At 64.1% G+C, this 25,335-nt stretch carries 22 protein-coding genes, 1 tRNA gene and 1 pseudogene; 13 read left to right on the top strand and 11 right to left on the bottom strand.

From position 1 onward, the window contains the following. Positions 1-16: 16 nt before the first annotated feature. Positions 17-1,510 (top strand): annotated as a pseudogene (locus RMO25_RS05180) (class I tRNA ligase family protein); the annotation flags it as partial. A 101-nt stretch (positions 1,511-1,611) separates the two neighbouring features. Continuing rightward, entirely contained in the window at positions 1,612-2,607 is a 996-nt protein-coding gene (gene hemB / locus RMO25_RS05175; protein ID WP_309661531.1) for a porphobilinogen synthase, read from the top strand. On the opposite strand, the gene RMO25_RS05170 is transcribed toward hemB, so the two are convergent. After that, positions 2,604-3,110 (bottom strand): hypothetical protein, encoded by a 507-nt coding sequence (locus RMO25_RS05170; protein ID WP_309661530.1) that lies wholly within the window; start codon positions 3,108-3,110, stop codon positions 2,604-2,606. The genes hemB and RMO25_RS05170 overlap by 4 nt on opposite strands. Positions 3,111-3,229: 119 nt before the next feature. On the opposite strand from RMO25_RS05170, the gene RMO25_RS05165 reads away from it, so the two are divergent. Further along, positions 3,230-3,306, top strand: a tRNA-Arg gene (locus tag RMO25_RS05165). 39 nt (positions 3,307-3,345) lie between these two features. On the opposite strand, the gene RMO25_RS05160 is transcribed toward RMO25_RS05165, so the two are convergent. Next, positions 3,346-3,501, bottom strand: coding sequence for a hypothetical protein (locus tag RMO25_RS05160; protein ID WP_309661529.1), 156 nt, complete (start codon positions 3,499-3,501; stop codon positions 3,346-3,348). A 213-nt stretch (positions 3,502-3,714) separates the two neighbouring features. Between RMO25_RS05160 and RMO25_RS05155 the strand changes: the two genes are divergently transcribed. Both RMO25_RS05155 and RMO25_RS05150 read left to right on the top strand, forming a co-directional pair. Continuing rightward, a complete protein-coding gene (locus RMO25_RS05155; RefSeq protein WP_309661528.1) occupies positions 3,715-3,969 on the top strand; it encodes a hypothetical protein in 255 nt (84 codons plus the stop codon). A gap of 62 nt (positions 3,970-4,031) precedes the next feature. After that, on the top strand, positions 4,032-4,370 hold the full coding sequence (locus tag RMO25_RS05150) for a hypothetical protein (protein WP_309661527.1): 339 nt from the start codon (positions 4,032-4,034) through the stop codon (positions 4,368-4,370). Between the two features lie 403 nt (positions 4,371-4,773). On the opposite strand, the gene RMO25_RS05145 is transcribed toward RMO25_RS05150, so the two are convergent. From RMO25_RS05145 to RMO25_RS05135, 3 genes are read right to left on the bottom strand one after another with little or no spacing between them, the layout of a single operon-like run. Next, positions 4,774-6,027, bottom strand: coding sequence for an N-succinylarginine dihydrolase (locus RMO25_RS05145; protein ID WP_309661526.1), 1,254 nt, complete (start codon positions 6,025-6,027; stop codon positions 4,774-4,776). Position 6,028: 1 nt separating this feature from the next. After that, entirely contained in the window at positions 6,029-7,045 is a 1,017-nt protein-coding gene (locus RMO25_RS05140; RefSeq protein WP_309661525.1) for an arginine N-succinyltransferase, read from the bottom strand. After that, a complete protein-coding gene (locus RMO25_RS05135) occupies positions 7,042-8,247 on the bottom strand; it encodes a hydrolase (protein WP_309661524.1) in 1,206 nt (401 codons plus the stop codon). Before RMO25_RS05135 ends, RMO25_RS05140 begins: the two co-directional genes overlap by 4 nt. Positions 8,248-8,381: 134 nt before the next feature. On the opposite strand from RMO25_RS05135, the gene RMO25_RS05130 reads away from it, so the two are divergent. Continuing rightward, positions 8,382-8,546 (top strand): hypothetical protein, encoded by a 165-nt coding sequence (locus tag RMO25_RS05130; RefSeq protein ID WP_309661523.1) that lies wholly within the window; start codon positions 8,382-8,384, stop codon positions 8,544-8,546. 23 nt (positions 8,547-8,569) lie between these two features. On the opposite strand, the gene RMO25_RS05125 is transcribed toward RMO25_RS05130, so the two are convergent. Further along, positions 8,570-9,040 carry an RNA pyrophosphohydrolase gene (locus tag RMO25_RS05125; RefSeq protein ID WP_309661522.1) on the bottom strand — a complete coding sequence of 157 codons (471 nt, stop codon included), beginning with the start codon at positions 9,038-9,040 and terminating at the stop codon, positions 8,570-8,572. A 126-nt stretch (positions 9,041-9,166) separates the two neighbouring features. Between RMO25_RS05125 and RMO25_RS05120 the strand changes: the two genes are divergently transcribed. From RMO25_RS05120 to RMO25_RS05100, 5 genes are all read left to right on the top strand, one after another. Next, positions 9,167-11,098 (top strand): 2-oxoacid:acceptor oxidoreductase subunit alpha, encoded by a 1,932-nt coding sequence (locus tag RMO25_RS05120; RefSeq protein WP_309661521.1) that lies wholly within the window; start codon positions 9,167-9,169, stop codon positions 11,096-11,098. 79 nt (positions 11,099-11,177) lie between these two features. After that, a complete protein-coding gene (locus tag RMO25_RS05115; RefSeq protein ID WP_309661520.1) occupies positions 11,178-12,191 on the top strand; it encodes a 2-oxoacid:ferredoxin oxidoreductase subunit beta in 1,014 nt (337 codons plus the stop codon). A 14-nt stretch (positions 12,192-12,205) separates the two neighbouring features. Continuing rightward, positions 12,206-13,162, top strand: coding sequence for a metal-dependent hydrolase (locus RMO25_RS05110; protein ID WP_309661519.1), 957 nt, complete (start codon positions 12,206-12,208; stop codon positions 13,160-13,162). 9 nt (positions 13,163-13,171) lie between these two features. After that, positions 13,172-14,419 (top strand): cyclopropane-fatty-acyl-phospholipid synthase family protein, encoded by a 1,248-nt coding sequence (locus RMO25_RS05105; protein WP_309661518.1) that lies wholly within the window; start codon positions 13,172-13,174, stop codon positions 14,417-14,419. Then, positions 14,416-15,801, top strand: coding sequence for an RNB domain-containing ribonuclease (locus RMO25_RS05100; RefSeq protein ID WP_309661517.1), 1,386 nt, complete (start codon positions 14,416-14,418; stop codon positions 15,799-15,801). The genes RMO25_RS05105 and RMO25_RS05100 overlap by 4 nt, the downstream gene beginning before the upstream one ends. Here RMO25_RS05100 and RMO25_RS05095 read toward each other — a convergent pair. Both RMO25_RS05095 and purF read right to left on the bottom strand, forming a co-directional pair. Further along, complete coding sequence (locus tag RMO25_RS05095; RefSeq protein ID WP_309661516.1) at positions 15,798-16,514, bottom strand: SDR family NAD(P)-dependent oxidoreductase; 717 nt, start codon at positions 16,512-16,514, stop codon at positions 15,798-15,800. The genes RMO25_RS05100 and RMO25_RS05095 overlap by 4 nt on opposite strands. Positions 16,515-16,526: 12 nt before the next feature. Beyond that, positions 16,527-17,975 carry an amidophosphoribosyltransferase gene (gene purF, locus RMO25_RS05090; protein ID WP_309661515.1) on the bottom strand — a complete coding sequence of 483 codons (1,449 nt, stop codon included), beginning with the start codon at positions 17,973-17,975 and terminating at the stop codon, positions 16,527-16,529. Between the two features lie 140 nt (positions 17,976-18,115). On the opposite strand from purF, the gene RMO25_RS05085 reads away from it, so the two are divergent. Then, positions 18,116-18,508: a MerR family DNA-binding transcriptional regulator gene (locus tag RMO25_RS05085; RefSeq protein WP_309661514.1), complete on the top strand. Its 393-nt coding sequence runs from the start codon at positions 18,116-18,118 to the stop codon at positions 18,506-18,508. After that, positions 18,508-20,304, top strand: coding sequence for an acyl-CoA dehydrogenase C-terminal domain-containing protein (locus RMO25_RS05080; RefSeq protein ID WP_309661513.1), 1,797 nt, complete (start codon positions 18,508-18,510; stop codon positions 20,302-20,304). The genes RMO25_RS05085 and RMO25_RS05080 overlap by 1 nt, the downstream gene beginning before the upstream one ends. Here the strand turns inward: RMO25_RS05080 and RMO25_RS05075 are convergent. The 3 genes from RMO25_RS05075 to RMO25_RS05065 all read right to left on the bottom strand — a co-directional run bounded on the left by RMO25_RS05075 (position 20,301) and on the right by RMO25_RS05065 (position 25,291). Then, positions 20,301-22,943 carry an EAL domain-containing protein gene (locus RMO25_RS05075; protein WP_309661512.1) on the bottom strand — a complete coding sequence of 881 codons (2,643 nt, stop codon included), beginning with the start codon at positions 22,941-22,943 and terminating at the stop codon, positions 20,301-20,303. The two genes, RMO25_RS05080 and RMO25_RS05075, sit on opposite strands and share 4 nt — an antisense overlap. Before the next feature lie 150 nt (positions 22,944-23,093). Beyond that, on the bottom strand, positions 23,094-24,020 hold the full coding sequence (gene cysK, locus RMO25_RS05070; protein WP_309661511.1) for a cysteine synthase A: 927 nt from the start codon (positions 24,018-24,020) through the stop codon (positions 23,094-23,096). Continuing rightward, the gene (locus RMO25_RS05065) at positions 24,017-25,291 is read right to left on the bottom strand and encodes an MFS transporter (RefSeq protein ID WP_309661510.1); all 1,275 of its coding nucleotides are present in this window, start codon (positions 25,289-25,291) and stop codon (positions 24,017-24,019) included. Before RMO25_RS05065 ends, cysK begins: the two co-directional genes overlap by 4 nt. Between the last annotated feature and the right edge of the window lie 44 nt (positions 25,292-25,335).

Raw genomic sequence — 25,335 nt, 5'->3', positions numbered from 1 at the left:
GTGGGTCGGCGACTAAGGTCTAGTTTTCGTTGCAGAGATCGAGGATGTAGCCCTCAAGCAGGACGGCGACCAGCCGCTACGCCAGGACGAGGATGTGGTCGTGTCGTTGTTCAGCTCGGCCCTGTGGCCATTCGCGACGCTTGGCTGGCCGGAGGAAGACCACCTCCCCTCCCGGTTTAGGGAGGGGCAGGGGGTGGGTGATGCCGAGGCGGGCTCGATGCCCGGCTCGGCATTGGATGGTGCCGACGTGTCTTCAGGGCGCGCGGACGCGCGCACCCACCCCTCAGTCCCCTCCCTGCCAGCAGGGAGGGGAGGCTCCGACCTGGCCCGCCACTACCCCAACGATGTGCTCATTTCCGGCTTCGATATCCTGTTCTTCTGGGACGCGCGGATGGCGATGCAGGGGATTGAGTTCATGGGTGAAGTCCCGTGGAAGACGCTCTACCTCCACGGGCTGGTCCGCGACGCGCATGGGCAGAAAATGTCCAAGTCGAAGGGCAATACGGTCGATCCGCTCGGGCTGATCGACCAATACGGCGCCGATGCGTTGCGCTTCACCATGGCGGCGATGGAAAGCCAGGGCCGCGACATCAAATTGGATGAAAAGCGCGTCGAGGGCTATCGCAACTTCGCCACCAAGCTGTGGAATGCGGCCCGCTTCCTGCAGATGAACGGGGTCGGGGCGTCCGCGAGAATCGCCGCGCCCGAGGCTGAGCTGCCGGTCAACCGCTGGATCATCGGCGAAGTGGTCGAAACGCTGGCCAAGCTCGACAAGGCGTTCGCCGACCTGCGCTTCGACGACATGGCCGACGCCATCTACCACTTCACCTGGGGCACCTTTTGCGACTGGTATGTCGAGCTGGTCAAAGGCGCGTTCGACGACGAGACCAAGGCCGTCGCCGCCTGGGCGTTCGACCAGATCCTGGTCATGCTCCACCCGCTGATGCCGTTCATCACCGAGGAATTATGGAACGCGAACGAGCGACCCTACGACCTCATCGTCGCCAAATGGCCCGAGCCGGAAGCGCAGATCGACAAGGCGGCCAAGGCCGGGATCGATTGGCTGATCGCATTCATTGGCGAGACGCGCGCCATGCGGGCCGAGCTAAACGTGCCGTGGAGCGCCACGCTCGAGCCCTTGGTTATCGGCGGCTCGGCCGACCAGATGCAACGGCTTGCCGATCAAGCGCCGACACTGGCGCGGATGGCCAAGGTGGGCCCGGCGCGCTCTGTCGAAATCCCGCCGGAAGGTTCGACGCAGATTGGCGTCGATGGGGTCACCTACGCCTTCGCCCTTGCCGATCACATCGACCTCGATGCCGAGCGTGGACGATTGTCGAAAGCGCTAGACGTCGCTGCGAAAGACTGCGACGGCCTCGCTGCGCGTCTCGGCAACACGGCATTTACCGAGCGGGCCAAGCCCGAAGCCGTCGAAAAAGCCCGCGCCGATCACGAAGCGAAATCCGCCGAAGCCGAGCGGCTGCGTGCGGCCCTGGCGCGGCTGGGGTGAACCGTGGTCATTGCGAGGAGCGAATGCGACGCGGCAATCCAGCTAGAGCAACGAAAACTGGATTGCTTCGCTTGGCTCGCAATGACGCTTAAAGGGCTGGCATGACCGCTGCCAGTTTCCCCTACCTCCGCATGCGCCGCGGCCGCTCCGCACCCTGGATGCGCGAGATGCTCGCCGAGCATCGGCTCCACCCGTCTGACTTCATCTGGCCACTGTTCGTGTGTGAAGGACGGGATTGCGAGGAGCCGATCGGTTCGCTGCCGGGTGTCAGCCGGTGGAGTGTCGACCGGCTGGCCGGCAAAGCCAAAGAAGCGGCGGCGCTCGGCATCCCGTGCGTGGCCTTGTTCCCCAACACGCCCGAGGGCTTGCGCACCGGCGACGCCGGTGAGGCGCTCAACCCAGACAATCTCATTTGCCGGGCGATCCGGGCGATCAAGGACGCGGTGCCCGAAATCGGCGTGCTGACCGATGTCGCGCTCGATCCGTACACGTCCCACGGCCATGACGGGCTGACGGACGAGCAGGGCAATGTCATCAATGACGACACGGTCGCGATCCTCGCCCACCAAGCGCTGGTTCAGGCCGAAGCCGGCGCCGATATCGTCGCGCCGTCGGACATGATGGACGGCCGCGTTGCCGCGATCCGCGAGGTGCTCGAAGCGGCGGGGCACCAGAATGTCGCGATCATGGCCTATGCGGCCAAATATGCGTCGGCCTTTTACGGCCCGTTCCGCGAGGCGGTCGGCAGCCAGGGGCGGCTCAAGGGCGACAAGCGCGGTTATCAGATGAACCCGGCCAACATCGACGAAGCGCTGCGGGAGGTCGAGCTCGATCTCGCCGAGGGCGCCGACTTCGTCATGGTCAAGCCGGGGCTGCCCTATCTCGATGTCGTCGCGCGGGTCCGGGATGCGTTCGGGGTGCCGACGTTCGTTTACCAGGTAAGCGGCGAATATGCGATGATCGAGGCCGCGGCGGCGGCCGGCGCTGGCGACCGCGATGCGCTAATCCTCGAGACGCTAATCGCCTTCAAACGGGCCGGCGCAACCGGCGTTCTAACCTACCACGCGCTGGATGCAGCCCGGCTGCTGAACGGCTAGCCGCCGAGACGGTTCTGGAGGGAATCGATGATTTCGGCCTGGCGCTGATTGATCGCCCCGACCTCGGCGGCCGCCGCCTCGATCGCGCTTAGGTCGCCGGGATCAATGCCGCCTTTCGCCGCCAACGCCGCCGCGGCGATCGCGTCGATGTCGCCAAGGGCTTGGGTTGTCGGCGCGCGCGCCGCCACGGCAGCGGACAGCGCCTCTTGGGCCACGATCCAGGTTTCGCTCTGCGGCGCGCCGGCAGGCGAAGCCAGCCGTTGCGCTTCCCCGGCGGCGGCGGCGAACGCGCTCTCTCCGGCGCGCGCTCGACCGACCAGATCGGCCAGGCGGACAGAGAGTGCGGGGTCAGCCGGCTGGGCTGTGGTCGCGGCAACGACCGGCACACGCGGGTCAATCGCTTCAGCCGCGCGGTGGGCCAGCGACGGCGCCGGACCCGACGGAGCGGCACAGCCGGCCGAGGCCAGGGCCAGGACAAAAACACCAGGGCGAACGCGAAACATCCACTCCTGTGTAAGATCGCTTGCTGGGTGGCGCAATTGCGCGTCGGACCTCGGCTGGCCGAGGGTTGCGCCGTCCTCGACAGGACCCTATGTCGCCGCTTGCCTGTTTTGGGCAGTGCGCGCCCGTAGCTCAGCTGGATAGAGCATCAGACTACGAATCTGAGGGTCGGGCGTTCGAATCGCTCCGGGCGCGCCAAATACTTCAGCCGAAAATCATTGAGTTATTAAGCGTCGGTCAGGCGCTGGCGAACGTTCCCGGATCGGTGGCGCGTTCGGCGAAGTCCTTGGCGAGCTTGGCATGCCAGGTGCGGGCTTGCTCCGTCACCGCGCGCTGCGCCGCCATGCGCTCCTCGATGGCGCGGCGGCGATAATAACGCTCGTTCGACTCCATCCCAAATCTCCACGCCCAGTCGCTCGCGCGACAATGGCGCGCCATTCCCTAACTGACGGTTAAAATTCGCGATTGTGCCAGGATGATGCAATTCTGTGCCACCGCGACACAGAACAGGGTTACCGCTTTGGAAATGGCGTGTTCCAACGTTACCCCGTGCAACTTATAAGACAATCCGCAGTTGAAGCCGAAATGGTTTCGAGGAAGGTCACCATGATCAACGCAATTGAATCCCGCCGCGGCCAGTTTAATCCGGCGACGCGCGGGTACCACGCCGTGTACCGCGACAATGAAGTCAACCACTGCCCCGGTTGCGGCCGGACTCACTGGTATTTGGGCCGGGTTTTGGCCGAATGCGCATTCTGTTCGACGGCGCTGCCGCTGCAGGAGAGCTTCCGCCACGGGCCGGCCCCAGCGCCGGTGATCCAGCGCTCTCGTCCGGACTACCAGATCCTCGACGCGGCCTGATTTAGGCTACATCCGGTAGAATAGCTTTGAGCGGCCCGCGTTTGCGCTGTATATTACGGCGCATGCGTGGGCTTTTCTTTGTTGCGGCATTGCTGGCTGCTGCGCCTGGTCCGGCGATGGCCGGGGCCGGCAATTTCACGATCGTCAACGCGACCGGGCGCGACATCACCGCACTGGCGATCCGGCGATTTGGCACCACGGCGTGGCAGCCGCTGGGCGCGGCGCCGAAAGCCGGCGCGCGGGGAACGGTGCAGTTCAGCGACGCCGACTGCGCGTTCGATATTCAGGGGACCCTGGCGGGCGGCGTCAATGCCGTGTGGTCGGGTGTAAATCTCTGTGAAGCGAAATCGGTGACCTTGAACCGGAGCGACTCCGGGGCAGCCTGGGTCGACTACGACTGAACGACGAGCGGCGCTGCAGCGGCGGCGCGTACTTTCCAGTCTTGACCATGGCTGGTTCCGCTCGGACCGAGTCGAGCAGCTTGGCGCCGACTAGAAACACTACGCCGGTGCACGCCAAAGCCAACATCCAGCCACCGAAACCCGGATAGGTTTCGAGATAGTGGCGACCGCGCTCTATGGCGCCAAGCGCCACCGCATAGGTCACCAGCCACGCTTCCGTGCGGGTCTTGATGACAAACAGTCGGCCGATCTTGTGGCGCATGCTCATAAGTTAACTCAACCTTGTACCAGGCCCGCGGTTCCGCGGTTTCCGGCCTAAGGAGAATGGTAAAGCGCTCGTTAACTCGGCGCCAGCCCTGAGTTGGCCCAAACCGGTCCCAGTGCGGGACAATAATCGGATGGCCTAGGCTAGTTCGCCCAGGTCGAGCGCGGCGAATAGCGTGGCGCGCGCGGTCTCGATGTCGTGGATCAGCGTCACGTCCTGCAGATTGTCGTTGTGAATTTCGGCCGGCCAATGGCGCTCGATGACCTCGGCGATCCGATCGAGCCTGGCGTGATCGACCAGGAAGCGTGGGTCGACCGCCGCAGGATCGGCAATGACGCGCAGGCGGAGGCATGCCGGACCGCCGCCATTGGCCATCGACTGGCGGACGTCGACCACTTCGACCCGGCGGATCGGGCCATTGCCGGCCAGGTGCCGCTGCAACCAGGCCCAGACCGATGGCGTCTCCCGCGCTTCGGCCGGGACGATGAGCGTGGTCTCGCCGTGGGGCGGGCTCACCAGCTGGGCGTTGAACATATAAGAAGAGATGGCGTCGGCTAGCGAAACCTCCGCCGCAGGCACTTCGACCAGTTCGAAACCTGGGACCAGCCGCGCGCAATCGGCGATCAGCCTGTCGCGATCCGCGAACGCCTGTTCGTGCGCGAACAGCAGGGGCCCGTTGGCGACCGCGACGACATCGTTATGGAACGCGCCGGCGGCAATCGCTTGCTCCGATTGCTCGGCAAACAGGGTTCGCGCCGGATCGAGCCGATGGAGGCGCGCGATCGCTTGCGAGGCTTCGATATGTTGGCGGGTCGGGAAGGCGCCGCCCGACACGCCGTAGACGAAGATTTCTACACCCGGTTCGCCATAGGCCGGGGCGAGCCGCATATGGTTGGCCGCGCCTTCATCGCCGAACGCGGGTGGAACCGGGGCGTGCACAACAAAATGCCCGGTATCGTCGAACGCAAGCTGCAGCTGCGCGAGCGTCGCCGGCCATTCGTGGCTGCGGTGCGGCATGGTGCGCAAATTGGCCACGGTCAGGTGACACTTGCCGTCGGTTGTGTCGGGGGCGGGCGAAACCGTTGCCGCGTTCGCCGCCCACATCGCCGACGCCGACATCGCATTGGCGGCGAGCGCTGACCCGGCGGCGTCGATGGTCGTGCCAAGCTCGGTCAGCCAGGCGCGGTTGGGGCGCGGGTGGGGGAGGAAGATTCCCTGGACAAGGCCGAGATCGAGATTGGCGCGCATCTTTGTGACGCCCTCGAGCGCCGCGGCGCGCGGTTGCGAAACTTGTCCGGCATTGCGGGTCGAGGCCAGATTGCCGAGGCTCAGGCCGGCATAATTGTGGCTCGGCCCGACAACCCCGTCGAAGTTGATTTCCGTGAGCGCCACGTCAGCGGGCGACCGCGAGAACGACGTCGCCGGCCTTTACTCCGAGCAACCGCGCCGCTTCGGCGTCGATGATCAGGCCCTTGCGCGGCACGCGTTTGACGCTGGCCTTGCAGGCGACAAAATCATGCAGCTTGCCGGTGGCGAGGATCGTCGATTGTTTGCCGCCCTCGCTGATCTCAAGCACCGTCTCTGATGCCGATTCACGGACGGTTTTGATGCGATCGGTGGGCGCGAGGACGGTCGGGCCGCCATCGAAAATGTCGACATAACGGTCGAACAGGAAGCCTTCTTCCTCGAGCATCCGCAGCGCCCCCATGCCGGACGGATGCGGCAAGCCGATGACCGCTTTGGCGGCGTCATCGAGCAGCGCCACATAGATCGGCGTCCGCGGCATCAGATCGGCGATGAATCGCGTCCCGTGCATGGCATTGAAGCGATCGGCCTCGGGAAAGCTCATGTCGAAGAAGCGCCCGGCGAGTCCATCCCAGAACGGCGAATTGCCGGCCCCGTCCATCACCCCGCGAAGTTCGGCCAAAGTGCGGTCGCCAAAGCGCGATCGGTGCTGTTTCATGAACAAATAGCGACTGCGGGCAATCAGCGCGCCCCAGCCGCCCGAGCGGGTTTCCGGGTGCAGGAACAGGCCGCCAACCTCGGAGCAGCCTTCGAGATCGGTGGTCAGGCTCAGCATCTGGTTGTGGAAGGTCTTGCCGAGTTCGGGGCTGCTTTGGGTGAGGGTGCTCAAATTATAGCTGTAGAACGGCTGAACGACCCCGACCTTGCCGAAAACCTGGCAGGTGCCGCGAATGATGCCCGCCGCCGGATCCTCGAGCACGAACATGTAGAGGTCGCCGGCCTGTTCGTCGGTCGTCCTTGCGAACGACCGGTCCGAGCGCGCGAGCTTTTCGACCAGTGTATCGCGGTCGGCCGGCAGGTTGGTGAATCCGCCGCCGGTGAGCTTGGCCATCTCGTAAATCGCGTCGAAATCATCGCCGCGCGCCGCTCGCACGCGAAAGCTCATAGCCGGCCATCCGCGAGGCGAAGCAGGGTCAGCGCGGACAAGGCGGCGCGCTCGCTCAGGCTGTCGGCGATGAGATATTCTTGCGGGCTGTGAATCTTGCCGCCGCGCACGCCCATCGTGTCGACTACCGGCACGCCGCAGGCGGCGATGTTATTGCCGTCGCAAACGCCACCGGTCGCTTGCCAGCCGATCGCCTGGCCAAGGTCGGCGCCGGCCTGCTTGACCAGCGTGAACAGGGCTTCGGCCTCGGGCGTCATTGGCTTCGGCGGGCGGCCGAAGCTGCCGTGGATGGCGATCGCGACATCATGCCCGGCGGCGACCGTGGCGACGGTGGCTTCGATCAGCGCCTTGGCGCGCAATTCATCGTCGGGTGTTGCCGGCCGCAGATTGACGCGCAGGATGGCGAGGTCGGGAACAACATTGGTCGGGCCGCCGCCGTCGATCCTGGCGGGGTTGATGTTCAGCCCGGGCCGCTTCGCCGCTTCGAGCCGCAGCGCGAGGTCGGCCGCGGCGAGCAAGGCATTGCGGCCGTCCTCGGGGTTGCGGCCGGCGTGCGCCGAGCGGCCGCGCACGGTGAAGCTGAAATTGCCGCTGCCTGGGCGGGCGCCGGCCAATGTCCCATCGGGAAGCGCCGAAGGTTCGTAAGTCAGCGCCGCGCGCTTGCCCCGCGCCGACGCCGCGATCAGCGCCGCCGATCCGGCCGATCCGACTTCCTCATCGCTGTTGATGATGACTTCATAGCCAAGGTTCGGAATGCCGCCGGCTTCGACGGCTTTCAGCGCCGCCAGCATAACCGCGATGCCGCCCTTCATGTCGGCGACGCCGGGGCCGCCTAGCACCCCGTCCTCAAGCCAGGTCAGCGCCTGGAACGGGTGGTCGACGGCAAACACGGTGTCCATGTGACCGGTCAGCAGCAACTGCACCGGTGCGTCGGGCCGGACTTTCAAATGGAGGTTGCGGCCATGGTCGCGCGGGGCGCTGCGCCCGGCATTGTCGACCTCATCGACCGGCGTCGGGTCGACTAGTGCGAGCACGCCAGGGAGAGCGGCGAAAGCGTCGGCGATGTGGCCGGCGACCGTGGCCAGCCCGGCGAGGTTGCGTGAGCCGCTGTTGATAGCCGCCCACGCCTCGACTTGCGCCAACATCGGCTCGGCCGCGGCGCGGTCGACGGCGGATTGTTCGGTGGTCGATAGGGCTCGCATGGCGGCACTCCTAGCGAGCCGCCCGCGCGAACGCCACACCAGCCATTGCTGCTCCTGAAATGCCGCTGGCTCGCGCATCCAGGCACGGTTCCGCGCCGTACCTCATGTGTCGACCATTGATACCGGAGATTGCCATGACCTCGTTTAAATTGATTAACGACGCGCAGGGATGCCGTGTCCAGGCAGCGGGATTCAGTGGTGTCGAATCCAGGCTGCTGGTGAAAATCGCCGAAGCTCTGGAGGAGATTGCGTCATTGCAAGCGGCGCGCCGCCGCCTGGAGGCCACGCGCTGCTGGTAACGGCTGCCAGACAGGCAGCTGCGTTAGAGATACTCCGCGAATTCCGCGATCAGGCGGCGATACAAATCGCGCTTGAACGGAACGATCAGGTCGGGGAGCGCGCTTGGCTCGACCCATTTCCAGTCGTTGAATTCGGGGTGTTTGGTGGCGATGTTGACGTCGCTTTCGCTGCCGAGGAAGCGACACAGGTACCAGTCCTGGAGCTGCCCTTTCCACTTGCCGCCCCAAAGTATCCCGCGGAGCTTTGGCGGGAGGTCATAACGCAAACGTTCCGGGCATTCGGCGACGCGTTCGACGAGGTGCGGCGGGATGCCCGTCTCCTCCTCCAGTTCGCGCAAGGCGGTCGCCCACGGTTCCTCGCCGGCGTCGATCCCGCCTTGGGGCATCTGCCAGGCATCGTCACTATTATCGATCCGCCGCCCGATCCAGATCCGCTTGCGCGCATTGAGCAACATGACGCCGACCCCGCGGCGGTACAGGTGGTCGTCGGTCATGGACGTGCCTTAGCCGTCATTGCGAGCGGAACGAAGCAATCCAGCTAGATTGCCGCGCGTCTTCGGCGCTCGCAATGACGAAAGAGCGGGGCTAAAGGCAGCAGAAGCGAACGATTCAGGACTCTTATGGCGACCGCCACGCATTTGCTGACTCAAACCGAAGCTGACGCGCATCCGGCGATGGAGGCGGTTGTCGTCCGCTTTGCCGGCGACAGCGGCGACGGGATGCAGCTGACCGGCGGGCAGTTCACTTTGTCGACCGCGCTGGCCGGCAACGATCTGGCGACATTTCCCGATTTTCCGGCGGAAATCCGCGCGCCGCAAGGTACGACGTTCGGCGTCTCGGCGTTCCAGATCAACTTCGGTTCGTGCGCGATCGACACCGCCGGTGACCAGCCCGATGTGCTGATCGCGATGAACCCGGCGGCACTCAAGGTGAATGTGAATGAGCTGCGCGAAGGCGGGCTGATCATCGTCGACGATGGCGAGTTTACGCAGCGCAACCTCGCCAAGGCCGGATATGACGCGAGCCCGCTCGAGGACGGCAGTCTGGCCAAATGGCAGCTGGTCCACTTCAATATCTCGCAGTTGACGGTCGAAGCGGTGAAGCACGTCGGCCTTGGCAACAAGGAGGCGCTGCGCTGCAAGAACATGTGGACGCTGGGCCTGGCGCTATGGATGTTCGACCGCGATCGCGCGCCGATTGTCGACTGGCTCAAGACCAAATTCGCCAAAGCGCCCGAGCTCGCCGAAGCCAATATCGCCGCGTTGAACGCCGGCCATGCTTATGGCGAGACGGTGGAAATTGGCACGCCGGTCCGCCGCCACCACATCGACGCGGCGCCGGCCGAGCCGGGCCTTTATCGCACCGTCACCGGCGCCGAGGCGCTGTCGGTCGGGCTGGTCGCGGGCGCGCAGCTGGCCGGGCTCAAGATGTTCTTCGGCTCCTATCCGATCACCCCGGCGTCGCCGCTGCTGCATCATCTGGCGCGGCTGAAGGAATTCGGCATCACCACCTTCCAAGCGGAGGACGAGATCGCGGCGGTCTGCGCGGCGATTGGCGCGTCCTATGCCGGACAGCTCGGCGTGACCTCATCGTCGGGGCCGGGAATCGCGCTCAAGACCGAGGGCATCGGGCTGGCGGTGATGACCGAGCTGCCGCTGGTGGTGGTCAATTCGCAGCGCGGCGGCCCGTCGACCGGCCTGCCGACCAAGACCGAGCAATCGGACCTCTACCAGGCGGTTTATGGCCGCAACGCGGATAGCCCCCTGCCAGTCATCGCCGCGCGCTCGCCGTCCGACGCGTTCGAATGCGCGATCGAGGCGGTGCGGATCGCGACCCGTTACATGACCCCGGTGATGCTGCTGACCGATGGTTACATCGCCAATGCCGCCGAGCCATGGAAAGTGCCCGACATGACGGGTTATGCGCCGTTCCCGGTCGCATTCTTCGACCAGCCGCCAGCCGCAGGCGAGCCGGTCATGCCGTTTGCGCGCAACGACGAACTGGCGCGGCCGTGGATTAAGCCTGGCACAGCCGGGCTCGAACACCGCATCGGCGGGATCGAGAAGGCACCGGGCACGGGCAACATCGACTATAGCCCCGAAGCCCACGCCGAGATGACCCGGGTGCGGGCGGCCAAGGTCGCGGGGGTGGTGCACTCGATCCCCGACCAGCAGGTGTGCCTGGGCGAGGACAAAGGCGAGCTCGCGGTGGTCGGATGGGGCTCGACCTTCGGGCCGATCCACCAGGCGGTGCGCCGTGCTCGCCTGCGTGGCCTCAGCGTCAGCCACATCCACATTCGCCACATCGTCCCGATGCCGAAAAATATGGCTGTCCTATTGCGGGGCTTCCGGCATATCCTCGTCCCCGAGATGAACAGCGGCCAATTGAAGACCGTGCTTCGCGACCTGTTCCTGGTCGATGCACAATCGCTGTCGAAAGTCAGCGGGCAGCCGTTCCGCATCGCGGAGATCGAGGCGGCAATCGCTAAAGTTCACGAAAATGGCCCCCGTCTGCAAGACATTAGTGAACTTAGCGAAGGTCCGACCCCGTGAGACAGATCAATCCCTGGCCAATGATCCTGATGCTGGTCGTCGTCGTGGTGCTGATCGGCTGGCTGGCGGGAGTTGGGCGATGAACGAGATGACCGCCGTCACCACCGCCAAGGATTGGGCGAGCGACCAGGAAGTGCGCTGGTGCCCGGGCTGCGGCGACTATGCGGTGTTGAAGGCGGTGCAACGGACCATGCCCGACCTCGGCGTCGCGCGCGAAAAGACGGTGTTCGTCAGCGGCATCGGCTGCTCGAGCCGCTTTCCTTATTATATGGCGACCTACGGCTTTCACACCATCCACGGCCGCGCGCCAGCGTTCGCGACCGGGATCAAGCTCGCCAACCCGGAGCTCGACGTGTGGATCATCACCGGCGACGGCGACGCGCTGTCGATCGGCGGCAACCACACGATGCATGTGCTGCGGCGCAACCTCGACTGCCAGATTCTGCTGTTCAACAACGAGATTTACGGGCTGACCAAGGGGCAATATTCGCCGACGTCGCGCATCGGCACGCGCAGCCCGTCGACGCCGTTCGGGTCGGTCGACCGGCCGGTGTCGCCGTGCATGTTCGCATTGGGTTCCGGAGCGCGATTCATCGCGCGCGGCATCGATGTCCACAAAAGCCTGCCCGACGTCTTGAAGGCGGCGCACGCCCACCGTGGCGCGAGCTTCGTCGAAATCTACCAGAATTGCATCGTTTATAATGACGACGTGTTCGCGTCGTTCACTGCGCGCGATTTCTCGGCCGAGCGGCAATTGTGGCTGCAGGCCGGCGAGAAGATGTTGTTCGCGGCCGGCACCAAGGGCATCGCGCTCGACGCCGAGCGGCTGGTGCTCAAGGTGGTCGAGGCCGACGATCCGTCGGTGCTGGTGCATGATCCGAAGAACCGCGGGGTGGCGGCGATGCTGATCGAACTGCCCGAGCAGGGATTCCCGGTCGCGCTCGGCGTGATTTACGAAGACCCCGCGCCGACCTTCGAAAGCAGCGTCGCCGAGCAGAATCAGGCAGCGGCGAAGGGCAAGACGCCCGATCTGCAAGCGCTGGTGTCCAAAGGCCAAAGCTGGATGGTCGAGAAAGAACCGCGCGCCGAGTGAGCGACCGGCAGTAATTGGACAATATCACGCATTCACTGACGGGCTGGGCGCTGGGCCAGGCTGGGCTCAAGATGCGGACGCGCAAGGGGCTGGCGGTGCTGATTCTCGGCGCCAACATGCCCGACATCGACATCTTCTTCGGGCGGATCGGGTGGGCGCCGCTGGCGATGCACCGCGGCTTCACCCATGGCCTGGTCGGTGGCTTGATCGTCATGCCGCCGCTGCTCGCGGCCCTGTTGTTGCTGCTCGATCGCTGGCAGGTCGGGCGCGGCACGACGTTCAAAAGCGGCCTGGCGATGCGGCCCGGCTGGCTGCTAGCTTTGGCCTATCTGGCGACGCTCACCCATCCGCTCATGGACCTGCTGACGACCTATTCGATCCAGCTGCTGTCGCCTTTCTCCAACGCCTGGTTTCATGCCGACGCCTTGTTCATCATCGATGTCTGGATCTGGCTGCTGCTCGGCGGATCGATCGCCTGGTCGCGCATAAGGGAGGAGCAAGGCCGGCCGTGGCAGCGGCCGGTGCAAGCAGCGATTGGACTGGTGTTCGCCTACATCGGTCTCAACCTACTGATTACGCAACGTGCTGACGCGGCAGCTCGCAACTGGGCGGGCGAGCGGCGCATCGACGCCATTTTTGCGTCGCCGCCGCCGGTGGCCTTCTGGCGGCGTGACCTCGTGTGGCGCGAGGGCGACTGCTATCGCCGAAGCTTGTTCGACCCACTCGACGGCGGATTTCATGCCGTATCCAGTTGTGCGGCGACCAATATGAACGAGCCGCTGGTGCGCGAGGCGATCCGCCGGGATCCCCAGCTCCGGAGTTTCCTCAAATGGTCGATCCTGCCGCAGGCGGACGTCAGGCGCGAACATTGTTTGGCGCGGGTGGCGATCGGCGATGCGCGCTACGGTCAAGGTGGGCGATCACGGCTGGCCCGCGAATCGGTGGTGCCAGTCAGCGACCCCGGCTGCTAGGCTAGCGTCATGGCGGGTCGTGGCGAACATCTGGTGAAAGCGGACCGCGGCTTTGCGGTTGGGGGCGGCATAGTTGCGCGCCTGATGGCGCCGGCGTTCGACCGCGTGCTGGATGAGATTGATGCCGGGCTTCTGAAAGGCGGCATTGAAACGACGCTCCCGGACGGCGGCCGGCGCAATCTCGGGTTTCGCTCGCCGGGACCACGAGCGATCGTCGAGTTCAAGAGCTGGATGGCGCTGGTGCGGCTGGCGACCTCGGGCTCGGTCGGCTGGTATAAGGCATGGACATTGGGCGAATGGTCGAGCCCCGATCCGGTACCGATTTTCGAATTATTTTCGTTGAACGGCGTTGCGCTCGGCGAGTCTGGGCGTGCCAAGGGGCTGTTTCGCCGGATCAATGCGCTCTCCCATCGCCTGCGCGACAATGCGCCCGGCAAAGCCAAGGCCAACGTCGCCGCGCATTACGATCTCGGCAATGATTTCTACGCGACGTGGCTTGACCCAACGATGACCTATTCCTCGGCCCGGTTCGCGTTCCCTGATCAGCCATTGGAGGCCGCGCAGCATCGCAAAATCGCGCTGTTGCTCGATCGGCTGGAATTGCGGCCAGGGCAGCGGCTGCTCGAAATCGGCTGCGGCTGGGGCAGCCTGGCAATCGCGGCGGCAAATCGCGGGGCGACCGTCGTCGGCCTGACTTTGTCAGAGCGGCAAAAGGCCTGGGCGGACGCCAAAATTGCTGAAGCGGGCCTGTCAGATCGGGTCGAGATTCAGCTACAAGATTACCGCGAAACCAAGGGGCAATTCGAGGCGATCGCATCGGTCGAGATGGTCGAAGGAGTCGGCTTGCGCTGGTGGGGCGCCTATCTTGACGCAATCGCTCGCAATTTGACGCCCGGCGGCCGCGCGGCGTTGCAGTTCATCAGTATCGATCACCGCTTGTTCAAGCGTTATGCGGTCAGCGCCGACTTCATCCAGACCTATATTTTTCCGGGCGGGATGTTGCTCGATGAGCCGCAGTTTGCGGCGCTCGCGAAGCGAGCTGGACTGTCGTGGGAGCATCGGGACGGGTTTGCCCACGACTATGCCGCCACTTTGAGGCTATGGCGGGGACGCTATGACGACGCAGTGGCACGCCGCGAACTGGAAGAATTCGACCAGCAATTCCACCGACTTTGGCGCTACTATCTGATGTATTGCGAGGGTGGATTTCGCGGCGGCGCAATCGACGTCGCGCAAGTTACAATGATCAAGTCATGAAGGCGATTTACGACCGCCCGCGGGCGTTAAGCGACGGGCTGGCGGCGGTCCGCACCCAGTTTCAGCTGCCCGGCGACTTTTCGCCCGAGATCAAGGCGGCGGCGGAGTCTGTGGCGCACCAACCGATGTTCGACCACATCGATCGCACCGATATTCCCTTTGTCACCCTCGATCCGACGAGCTCGACCGACCTCGACCAGGCCTTCGCAATCGAGCCGTCGGGAAGCGACCTCATTTTGCGCTACGCCATTGCCGACATTGGCTGGTTCGTTGCCGACGGCGGTCCGATCGACAACGAAGCCTGGGTCCGCGGCGAGACGATCTACATGCCCGACGACAAGGTCAGGCTGTATCCTGGTGCGCTTAGCGAAGGCGCGGCGAGCCTGCTGCCCGATGGCGCCCAGCCGGCGATTGTCTACGCCGTGCGCATCGCCAACGACGGTGCAACAAGTCTTGACGGTGCCGAGCGGGCGATCATCAAGAGCCGCGCCAAGCTTGGCTATGCGACGGTGCGGCCGGAGGAACTGCCCGCTGGCTTCATCGAACTGTCGCGGCGCATTGCAGCGGCCGAGCAGGCGCGGGGCGCCTCACGGGTCGACCCGCCACAGCAGCAAGTCATCGAGCAAGCCGATGGCAATTTCGCGCTCGAGTTTCGGCCGATGAGCCCGATGGAGCAAGCAAACGCCGCGCTGTCGCTCGCCGCCAACCTCGCCATAGGCGAGGCGTTGTACGCGCACGGCACCGGCATTTTTCGAGTGATGCCCGAGCCGGACGATTGGGCGATCCGGAGATTGCGGCATAGCGCCAAGGCGCTCGGCGTCGACTGGCCGAAGGCGATGAGCCTTGAGGACCGCGCGCGCGGTCTCGATCCGAATGATGCCAAACAGGCCGCGTTCATGCTCGCCATTCGCCGCACCGGGTCCCATGCCAGCTATGCCCAGTTCCATGCCGGCGAACGACCGTGGCACTCGGCGATGCGCGCAACCTACGTCCACGCGACGGCGCCACTGCGGCGGCTGGCCGACCGATATATCAACGAAGCGGCGCTGGCCGTCGCCAACGGTCGAGCAGTGCCGGACAGTGTCACCGCGGCCTTCGCGCGTTTGCCTGACGTCATGAACCGTGCCGATGCGAAGGCAGGGCAGGTCGACAGCGCCGTCCTCGAACTTGCCGAGGCGGTTGTGCTCGCGTGCCGGGTCGGCGAGCTGTTCACCGGCACCGTGACGGACTTCGACAAGAAGCGCGGCGCGCGCATCCAAATTGCCGATCCCGCCGTGATTACCCGCGTGGCGGTCAACGACCTGGCGATCGGGACGTCCGTCCAGCTTCGTCTCGATGAAGCCGATCCGGCGGTGCGGTTGACCCGCTTTTCGCTCGCTTAGGCTTCGACCCGCAATTTCTCGCCGGTGGGCACGTCGGACTGAAGGCGTTGGAGGATCGCCGTCGCCACCGCTTCCGGCGGCTTGACGCTGTCTGGTTCTTCGCCCGGGAAGGCGAGCTGGCGCATGCGGGTGTGGGTGGCGCCGGGGTCGACAATGTGCACGCGGATGCGGCCGCTGTGCTGGGTTTCGTCGGCATAGGCGCCGAGCAAGATCTCAAGAGCAGCCTTGGACGAGCCGTAGGCGCCCCAGAAGGCGCGCGGTTCGCTGCCGACCGACGAAGTTAGCGCGACGACGTCGGCGCGCGCTGACTTCTTCAGCAGCGGATCAAAAGCGGCGATTACGGCTTGGTTGGCGATCAGGTTGAGGCCGAGAACCCGGGCATATTCCTTGGCATCGATATGCTCGACCGGAGTCAGCGAGCCGAGCATTGCGGCGTTGAGAATGAGGACATCGAGCGATTGCCAGCGCTCGGCGACGGCGGCGGCCAATTTGCCGATCGATTCGCTGTCGGTGAGGTCGAGCGGGGCGATGGTCGCGCTGCCGCCGGCGTCGTGAATCCGGTCGTCGACCGCTTCCAATGCGCTGGCGGTTCGGGCCACCAGAATGACATGGGCGCCCGCCGCCGCCAGCGCTTCGGCAGTGGCCGCGCCAATGCCGCGACTGGCTCCGGTGACGAGCGCGAGCTTGCCGTCGAGAGACTTGGCTTTAGGCATTTGATCGAGTGACTAGCGGCTGGCGACCAGGGAAAGGGAGCCCGCGCTCTCTTTTTCGGTGAAATCGGTCAGGCTGGTCGGATAGTCGCCGGTGAAACAGGCGTCGCAGCGCTGCGGCTGCTGGTCGTTCCGCTCCGAGCCCAGCGCCCGGTACAGCCCCTCGATCGAGATGAAGGCGAGGCTGTCGGCGTTGATGTAATCGCGCATCGCTTCGACGCTCATTTGCGCGGCGAGCAGCTTGGCGCGTTCGGGCGTATCGACGCCGTAGAAGCAACTGTGCCGGGTCGGCGGCGAGGCGATTCGCAAGTGCACTTCACGAGCGCCGGCGTCGCGCATCATCTGGACGATTTTGACGCTGGTGGTGCCGCGAACAATCGAATCGTCGATCAGGACAATCCGTTTGCCGTGGACCAGCGCCGAATTGGCGTTGTGCTTCAGCTTGACGCCAAGGTTACGGACTTCCTGGCTCGGCTGGATGAAGGTGCGGCCAACATAGTGCGAACGGATGATGCCGAGTTCGAACGGGATCCCCGACGCCTGGCTGAAGCCGATTGCCGCCGGCACGCCGCTATCGGGAACGGGTACGACGTAATCCGCTTCGACCGGTGCCTCGCGGGATAATTCGGCGCCGATGTTCTTGCGTACTTCGTAGACCGATTTGCCGTCCGCGACCGAGTCCGGGCGCGAGAAATAGACATGTTCGAAGACGCAAGGACGCGGCTCGACTTTGGCGAACGGTCGGAATGAGCGGATGCCGGAGCCGTTAACGAGGACCAGCTCGCCGGGTTCGACGTCGCGCAGGAAGGTCGCGCCAATGACGTCCAGCGCCACGGTCTCGGAGGCGAAGATCGTCGCCTCGCCAAGCTTGCCCATGACCAAAGGCCGAATGCCCAGCGGATCGCGGCAGGCGATGAGTCCATCCGGGGTGAGTACGAGCAGCGAATATGCGCCCTCGACCTGCTTGAGCGCATCGGTCAGGCGATCGAGGCTGGTCGTATGGTTGGAGGTCGCGACAAGATGGATGATGACTTCGGTATCGCTGGTCGACTGGAAGATCGAGCCGCGTCGGTTGAGCGTGCGGCGAAGCTTCATGGCGTTGGACAGATTGCCATTCTGGGCGACCGCGAAGCCGCCCTCTGCGAGTTCCGCGAACAGCGGCTGGACATTGCGCAGCCCGGACTCGCCGGTGGTCGAATAGCGCACGTGGCCAATCGCCGTCCGGCCGGGGAGGGCCCGCATCACTTCGTCCCGATCGAAATTGCCGGCAATGTGGCCCATCGCCCGGTGCGAGTGAAAATGGGCGCCATCGAAGCTGGTAACGCCGGCGCCCTCTTGCCCGCGGTGCTGCAGCGCGTGGAGGCCGAGCGCAACGAAGCTGGCGGCGTTATCGGCACCCCAAATGCCGAAAATCCCGCATTCTTCGCGTAGCTTGTCGTCGTCGAACGGATTAGTCGTCAACATGGTGTCGCATTCGCCCTCAAGCTGGGCTGTCCATATAGTGTCGATTCAACGCCTTGTCGCCCCTTTGGCAGCAGCAAAGTTGAATCAGCGACTGTCGGAGTAAACTTGACGTTTACGGAAACGTAAAGCATAGGTTAGCCATGGAATCACCCTCTGCCAAATACGCCATCGGGGAGCTGTGTGAGGCGTTCGGCGTGACTGCCCGCGCGCTGCGTTTTTACGAGGACGAACAGCTGATCGCGCCAGAACGGCGCGGGACGTCGCGCTATTATTCGGACCGGGACCGGGCGCGGTTGAGCTGGATTTTGCGTGGCAAACGCGTTGGGTTCAGCCTCACCGAAATCCGCGAAATGCTCGATTTGTATGATGTCGGCGATCACCGCGAGACACAACGCCGGGTGACGATCGAGCGCTGCCGGCAAAAGATCGCGGCGCTCCGTCACCAAAAAAATGATATCGACACGACGATTACTGAACTCGAGGATTTTCTTAAAACGCTTGGCACTTCGCCCGAGCAAGGGAGCAACATCTGATGGCCGTATATTCAGCGCCAGTGCGCGAAACTCGCTTCATTCTCGACCAGGTGCTGAACGTCGGCAATTATTCCAACCTCGAGGGCTTCGCTAATGCGACGCCAGACCTGATCGAAGCGATCCTCGACGAGGGCGGCAAGTTCGCATCAGAGGTGCTGGCGCCACTCAACAAGGTCGGCGACGAGCAGGGCTGCAAGCGCAACGATGATGGATCTGTAACGGTGCCAGACGGGTTCAAAGACGCCTATCGCCAGTTTTGTGAAGGCGGCTGGCCAACCTTGTCGGCGCCCGAGGAATATGGCGGACAAGGCCTGCCGCAGGTGCTTGCGACCGCGTTCAGCGAATATGTGCTGTCGGCCAACCAAGCGTTCGAGATGTTCCAGGGACTGACGGCCGGAGCCATCGCCTCCTTGCTGATCAAAGGCACCGACGAGCAAAAAGCGACCTATTTGCCGAACATGGTGTCCGGCAAGTGGACTGGGACGATGAACCTGACCGAGCCGCATTGCGGCACCGATCTTGGACTGCTCAAGACCCGCGCCGATCCCAGTCCCGACGGCAGCTATGCGATCACCGGAACCAAGATTTTTATCTCGTCGGGTGAGCACGACATCGCCGAAAATATTATCCATCTGGTGCTGGCGAAGATCGCCGGTGCGCCAGACACCGTCAAAGGCATTTCGCTGTTCGTGGTGCCCAAGTTCCTGGTCAACGACGACGGATCGCTGGGTGAGCGCAATCCCGTCAGCTGCGGCGCGATCGAGAAGAAAATGGGCATCCACGGCAACCCGACCTGCGTCCTGAATTATGACGGGGCCAAAGGGTGGTTGGTCGGGGAGCCGGAAAAGGGTCTGGCGGCGATGTTCATCATGATGAACGCGGCGCGATTGGGCGTTGGTTTGCAGGGGCTCGCCCAGGCGGAAGTCGCCTACCAGAATGCCCTGGCCTATGCCCGCGACCGTCGGCAGGGACGGGCCCTTGTCGCCGAGCAACGCGACCCGAATGCCAAAGCCGACCCGATCATCGTCCATCCCGACGTTCGCCGGATGCTGATGGAAATGAAGTCTTTTCTCGAGGGAGCCCGAGCGCTGGTCCTGTGGGGTGCGCTCCAGGTTGACCTTTCCCGCCGCGCTTCGAGCGAGGAAGAGCGGCAGGAAGCCGACGATCTAGTTTCGCTGCTGACCCCGGTGATCAAGGGTTATCTGACCGACAAGGGCTTCGACAGCGCCGTCCTTGCCCAGCAAATCTTCGGCGGTCACGGGTACATCCGCGAACATGGCGTCGAGCAGTTCGTCCGGGATGCGCGCATCGCCCAGATTTATGAGGGCACCAACGGTGTCCAGGCGCTTGACTTGGTCGGGCGCAAGCTCGGCAAGGACGGGGGCAGGGCGATCCAGCGCTTATTCGCGCTTCTCTCGCGGGAAGTCGCGGACGCGTCGTCCGACGTTGCGCTGAAGCCGTTCCTGGCCGAGTTCACGCGGGCGATTGGTGACCTCCAGGCCTCGACCAAATGGTTGATGGAGAATGGCCTGGCCAACCCTAACCAGGCCGGCGCGGCTGCCTATCCCTACATGACGATGATGGGCATTGTCGCGGTTGGGCTGATGTGGCTGCGCATGGCTCGCGCCGCCACAACGGCATTGGCGGCGGGCGCGCCGGATCGCGCTTTCTATGAAACCAAGTTGGCGACTGCCCAGTTCTTCGCCGATCGCGTGATGCCGGAAACTGGGTCGCTCAGGCGCAAGCTTGAAGCCGGGTCTGACAGTGTGATGGCCATCCCGGCGGAGGCCTTTTAGGACGCCGCCTTCTGGTCGATGTACCACGGGCGCATCATAGTGACTTCGTTCCGGCGCTCCTTTTTGGGCGCGAGACGGCTCATGTTGAACCCGTCGATGAACTGCACTCCGAATTTGCCCGATTGTGCCCAACGGACCGTGCCGAGAACCGGGCCAGCACCGACGATATCGATTGTGATCACCAGGCCCGGCGCGACCGGTTTTGGACACTCCACCAGCGCGCCCATTGACGAGATATTGCGAAGGCGGATCTCGGTAACTTCGCCATCGATCTCGGCGATGGCCCGACGCATCAGCCTTTGCCGCGGCTCGCGGATGCACTGGTAGCCGTCGGCTTCGACGGTGACCGAGTTGGCCAGCTGGCGGGCCTCTTCCGCCGGCGCTGGACGCCCGAAGATGTAGCCTTGGACCTGGCTGACGCCGAGCTCTCGGATCAAATGCAGATCGTCATGGGTCTCGACGCCTTCGGCGGTGGTATCCATGCCTAGCGTTTCGGCCAACGTGACGATCGCCCGGATGATCGCGCTGTTGCGGTTGGTGGTCGACGCAGCGCCGCGCACGAAGCTCTGGTCGATCTTAATCTTGTCGAACGGCGCCTTTTTCAAATAGCCCAGCGAACTGTAGCCGGTGCCGAAGTCGTCGAGCGCCAGGCGGACGCCGAGCCCTTTCAACTTCGCGAAGGTCTCGTCGGTGCTGTCGCCCTCGGCGAGGAAGACGCCTTCGGTGATTTCGAGCTCAAGCCGCTCGGAGCGAAGCCCTGTTTCCTTCAGCAGCTTTGCGATCATATCCACGGTCGCCGGATCGTTGAACTGGATCGGCGACAGGTTGACTGCCACGCGGAGCTGTTCGGGCCAGTGCACCGCCTCCATTAGCGCCGTCTTCAGCACCCATTCGCCGATCGAGGAGATCAATCCACTTTCTTCCGCAAGCGGGATAAATTTGTCGGGAGAAATTGGGCCGCGGACCGGATGGTCCCACCGGACGAGCGCCTCGAATCCGCAGATCTCCTCACCCGCGCAGCGAATGATCGGCTGGTAGGCGACCCACAGCTCGCCGCGCTCGATCGCCTGGCGAAGGTCGTTTTCAAGAACCTGCCGGTCGCTCAAATCGCTGTGCATCGCCGGCTCGTAGAAGCAATGCTTGCCGCGCCCCGCCGCCTTGGCAGCATAGAGCGCGAGGTCGGCGTTCCGGATCAGGCTGTCGGCGCAGCAGCGGCCGGGGTCGCCAATCGAGATGCCGACCGACGCGCCGATCGTCACCCGATGCCCCTCGATCGTGTACGGCCGCGAGACCTGCTCGATCAGCGTCCGCGCGAGCGATTCGAGGAAGCCGATGTCGACCGTCCCCGGAAGCACCGCCTTGAATTCGTCGCCGCCGAGACGGCCGATCTGGCCGTGATCTCCCATGACCGCCTTCAGGCGATCGGCGACCTGGCGAAGCAGCGAATCGCCGATTGGGTGGCCGAGGGTGTCGTTGACATTCTTGAAGCGGTCGAGATCAATCAGGAACAGCGCGCAGCCCTTCTGCCGCCGGGAAGAATTGCGCAGCGCCTCGTCAAGCGTCTGGCGCATCAGCGCGCGGTTTGGGAGGCCGGTGAGCGAATCGAACCGGGCCAACCGCGAGATTTCCTGCTCCGAGCGGCGCTGCTCAGTGAGGTCTGTGCCGATACCGCGGAAGCCCAAAAATCGACCGCGTTCATCAAAGACCGGGTTACCGGACAGCGACCAGTGAACATCCTGATCGCTGGCCGCCCGGACGACCACGTCAGCGAACGGGAATCTTGCGGAGAGGTGGAAACCCAAAGTCTTGTGCTCTTCACGGATCGTGCCGACCGGGCTGGTGTCAACCGACAGAAGATCGGGAAACTGCCGACCGAGCAGCTCCTGGGGTTCACACTGGAAATCGTCAGCTAGCTGCTGCGAGACGTAGGAAAGTGTGCCCTCTGAGTTGGTTTCCCAAAACCATCCTCGGCCGCTGTTTTCAAATTCGGCAACGAAGGTCAGTGCTTTATGCGCTTCGGCGTCCAAGCCTAGGCGCTTTCGGCCGGCGGCAATAACGGTTCGCGCTCCAGCGACGCTGTAGGATGTCACAATCAGCGACAACAGGGCCGCACCTGCGCCCACCAGTGCCGACCCGGTATAGAGAACGGCGCCAAGCGTCATCACAATCAGGTTTGAAATTGCCAGTGGCGGTGAATTCACTGCCACCATCGCGGCCATCGTCACGCCGCCGCCCATCACCAAGATCGCCAATGCTTCGTCATGGGCCTCGCCAGTTATCGCCAGGCCGGCCATCATCCATAGAATGCCCGCCGCGCCCAAATAAACAGCCAGCGCCCGGATGACCGTATGAGGGGCAAGGCCCAGGCGATGGCGGCAATGAAGCGCCACTATGGCGACGACATCGAGCGCGAGTAGCAAACCCATGGGAATGACCGGGCTGCCCAATGAAAACACCGGCGATCGCTCCGGATAGAGCAGAAAGAGCGTCAGCGTAGCGATCAAGTGTGTGACACCCAGCATCAGCGCGGAGTGATCAAGCGGAGCAATTCGCCAGGCCGAGAGCGAATGATCTTCAGAGACGTCCGGCGCGAGGATGTCGAACCACAGCGCTTCGCGGACAGAAGCGCGCGCATGCACCTCTCCGCCAACGTCTACGGCTCCTGCAAAACGCGTCCTGCGCATTCAATTCCACTTTCGGGGCAGCGATGGAATGTGCCGCCGGTGTGGAGAGTTTACGCGCTCGCGCGTTAACGACGCGGCTAAGGAAGGCGGTTAGCGACCGGTTAGCTATTCCTCTTCAGGCAGGAAGTCAGGGACCGACAAATAGCGCTCGCCAGTGTCGTAATTGAAGCCGAGGACGCGGGGATGTTCCCCAAGTTCCGGTAGCTTCTGGGCGATTGCGGCGAGGGTCGCGCCGGACGAAATGCCCACCAGCACACCTTCCTCGCGAGCCGAGCGGCGGGCCATTTCCTTGGCATCAGCGGGGTCGACCTGGATAATGCCGTCAAGCAGGTCGACATTCATGATCGCGGGGATGAAGCCGGCGCCAATGCCCTGGATCGGGTGCGGGCCGGGGGCGCCGCCGGACAGGACCGGCGACAAGGTTGGCTCGACCGCGAAAACCTTCAAGGCCGGCCACTCCTTCTTGAGTACCTCAGCGCAGGCCGTGATGTGGCCGCCGGTACCGACGCCGGTGATCAGCGCATCTAACGGAGCGTCGCGAAAATCGGCGAGAATTTCCTGCGCCGTAGTCCGCCGGTGGACCTCCAAATTGGCCGGATTCTCGAATTGCTGGGGCATCCACGCGCCTTCGGTCGAGGCAATGATTTCGGTGGCGCGTGCAATCGCGCCGTTCATGCCCTTTTCGCGCGGTGTGAGGTCGAAGGTGGCGCCGTAGGCGAGCATTAGCCGACGGCGCTCGATGCTCATGCTCTCGGGCATCACCAGAATGATCTTATAGCCTTTGACTGCCGCGACCATGGCAAGGCCGATACCGGTGTTGCCCGACGTCGGCTCGACGATGGTGCCGCCGGCTTTCAGTTTTCCCGACTGCTCGGCATCTTCGACCATCGCCAGAGCGATGCGATCCTTGATCGACGCGCCGGGGTTCGCCCGTTCCGATTTGATCCAGACTTCGGCCTTGTCGCCGAACAGACGATTGACGCGAATGTGCGGGGTATTGCCAATGGTGTCGAGGATCGAAGCGGCCTTCATCGCGAGATCTCCTTGGGCTTTATGGCGGGTACATCGGGTGCGTCGAAGCTTGTTGCAAGCCGCAGTTCGGGGAATTTCCATGCCCACACGGCGACGACCAGGATGGCGCCAACGCCGCCGGCAATCACCGCCGTGACCGGCCCGATAATGGCGCCGAGGAAGCCAGATTCGGCTTCACCCAGCTCGTTCGATGCGGAGATGAATAGCGCGGAAACGGCACCGACCCGGCCGCGCATTGAATCTGGCGTGTAGAGCTGGATTAGCGATTGACGAACATAGACCGAGAACATGTCGGCGGCGCCAAGCAAGGCCAGACAGGCCAGCGACAGCGGCATCGATCGGGATACGCCGAAGAGGATAGTCGCCGCGCCAAATACGCCCACGGCCACCAGCATCTTGATGCCGACGTGGGTTTTCAACGGCCTCATCGCGAAGAAAGCAGCGGTCAAGGTGGCCCCGACTGCCGGCGCCGCGCGCAAATGTCCGAGACCTTCTGGGCCGGCGTGCAGCACATCGCGGGCGAACACCGGCAACATCGCGGTCGCACCTCCCAGCAGGACAGCAAACAGGTCGAGGCTGATCGCGCCGAGCACCAGGCGGTTGTGGCGCACGTAACGCAGGCCTTCCACCATCTGCGCCCAAGGGTTGCGCGTCGCCATGGTTTCAGCGCGCGGGACCGGGCCGATCGCCATCAGCGCGATAAGGGCGACGCCAAACAAGAACGCACTGGCGGCGTAAGGCGCGACCGGCATCCAACCGTACAGATAACCGCCGAGCGCCGGCCCTGCGATGGCCCCGCTTTGCCAGGCAATCGAAGATAGGGCGATGGCGTTGGGCAAGATCTTGCGCGGGACCAGATTGGGCGCAAGCGCGCCCAATGCCGGTCCCGCAAAGGCGCGGGCGACGCCCAGCAGCGCGGCGACCGTGTAGAGGGCAGCGAAGGTCGTCGTTCCGCTCCATGCGAACCAGCCGAGCGCGAGGGCGCAGCCGAGTTCGAGTGCAATCGCGGCCCGGGCGATCCAGCGGCGGTCGATGCGATCAGCGGTCCAGCCGGTGACCAGGGTCAAGATGAACAGAGGGGCGAACTGCACCAGTCCAATCAAACCGAGACGTAACGCCGCCGCCTTGAGGTCCATCGTCTCGCGCGCAAGATCATAGACTTGCCAGCCGATGACGATAATCATCGCCATTTGAGCGATCGTCGACGTAAGGCGGGCGAGCCAAAAGGCTCTGAACGCCGGAATCCGGAACGGTTCGGGGATGAAGCTCACAGCGGCGCCCTAATGGCGCGCCGGCTGGGCGGCAACATGCGCGG

The organism is Sphingomonas sp. (assembly GCF_031361285.1).
In the GTDB taxonomy this organism is placed as follows: domain Bacteria; phylum Pseudomonadota; class Alphaproteobacteria; order Sphingomonadales; family Sphingomonadaceae; genus Sphingomicrobium.
The sequence above is the reverse complement of the archived record's forward strand: the minus strand, read 5'-3'. Positions and strand labels throughout refer to the sequence as shown.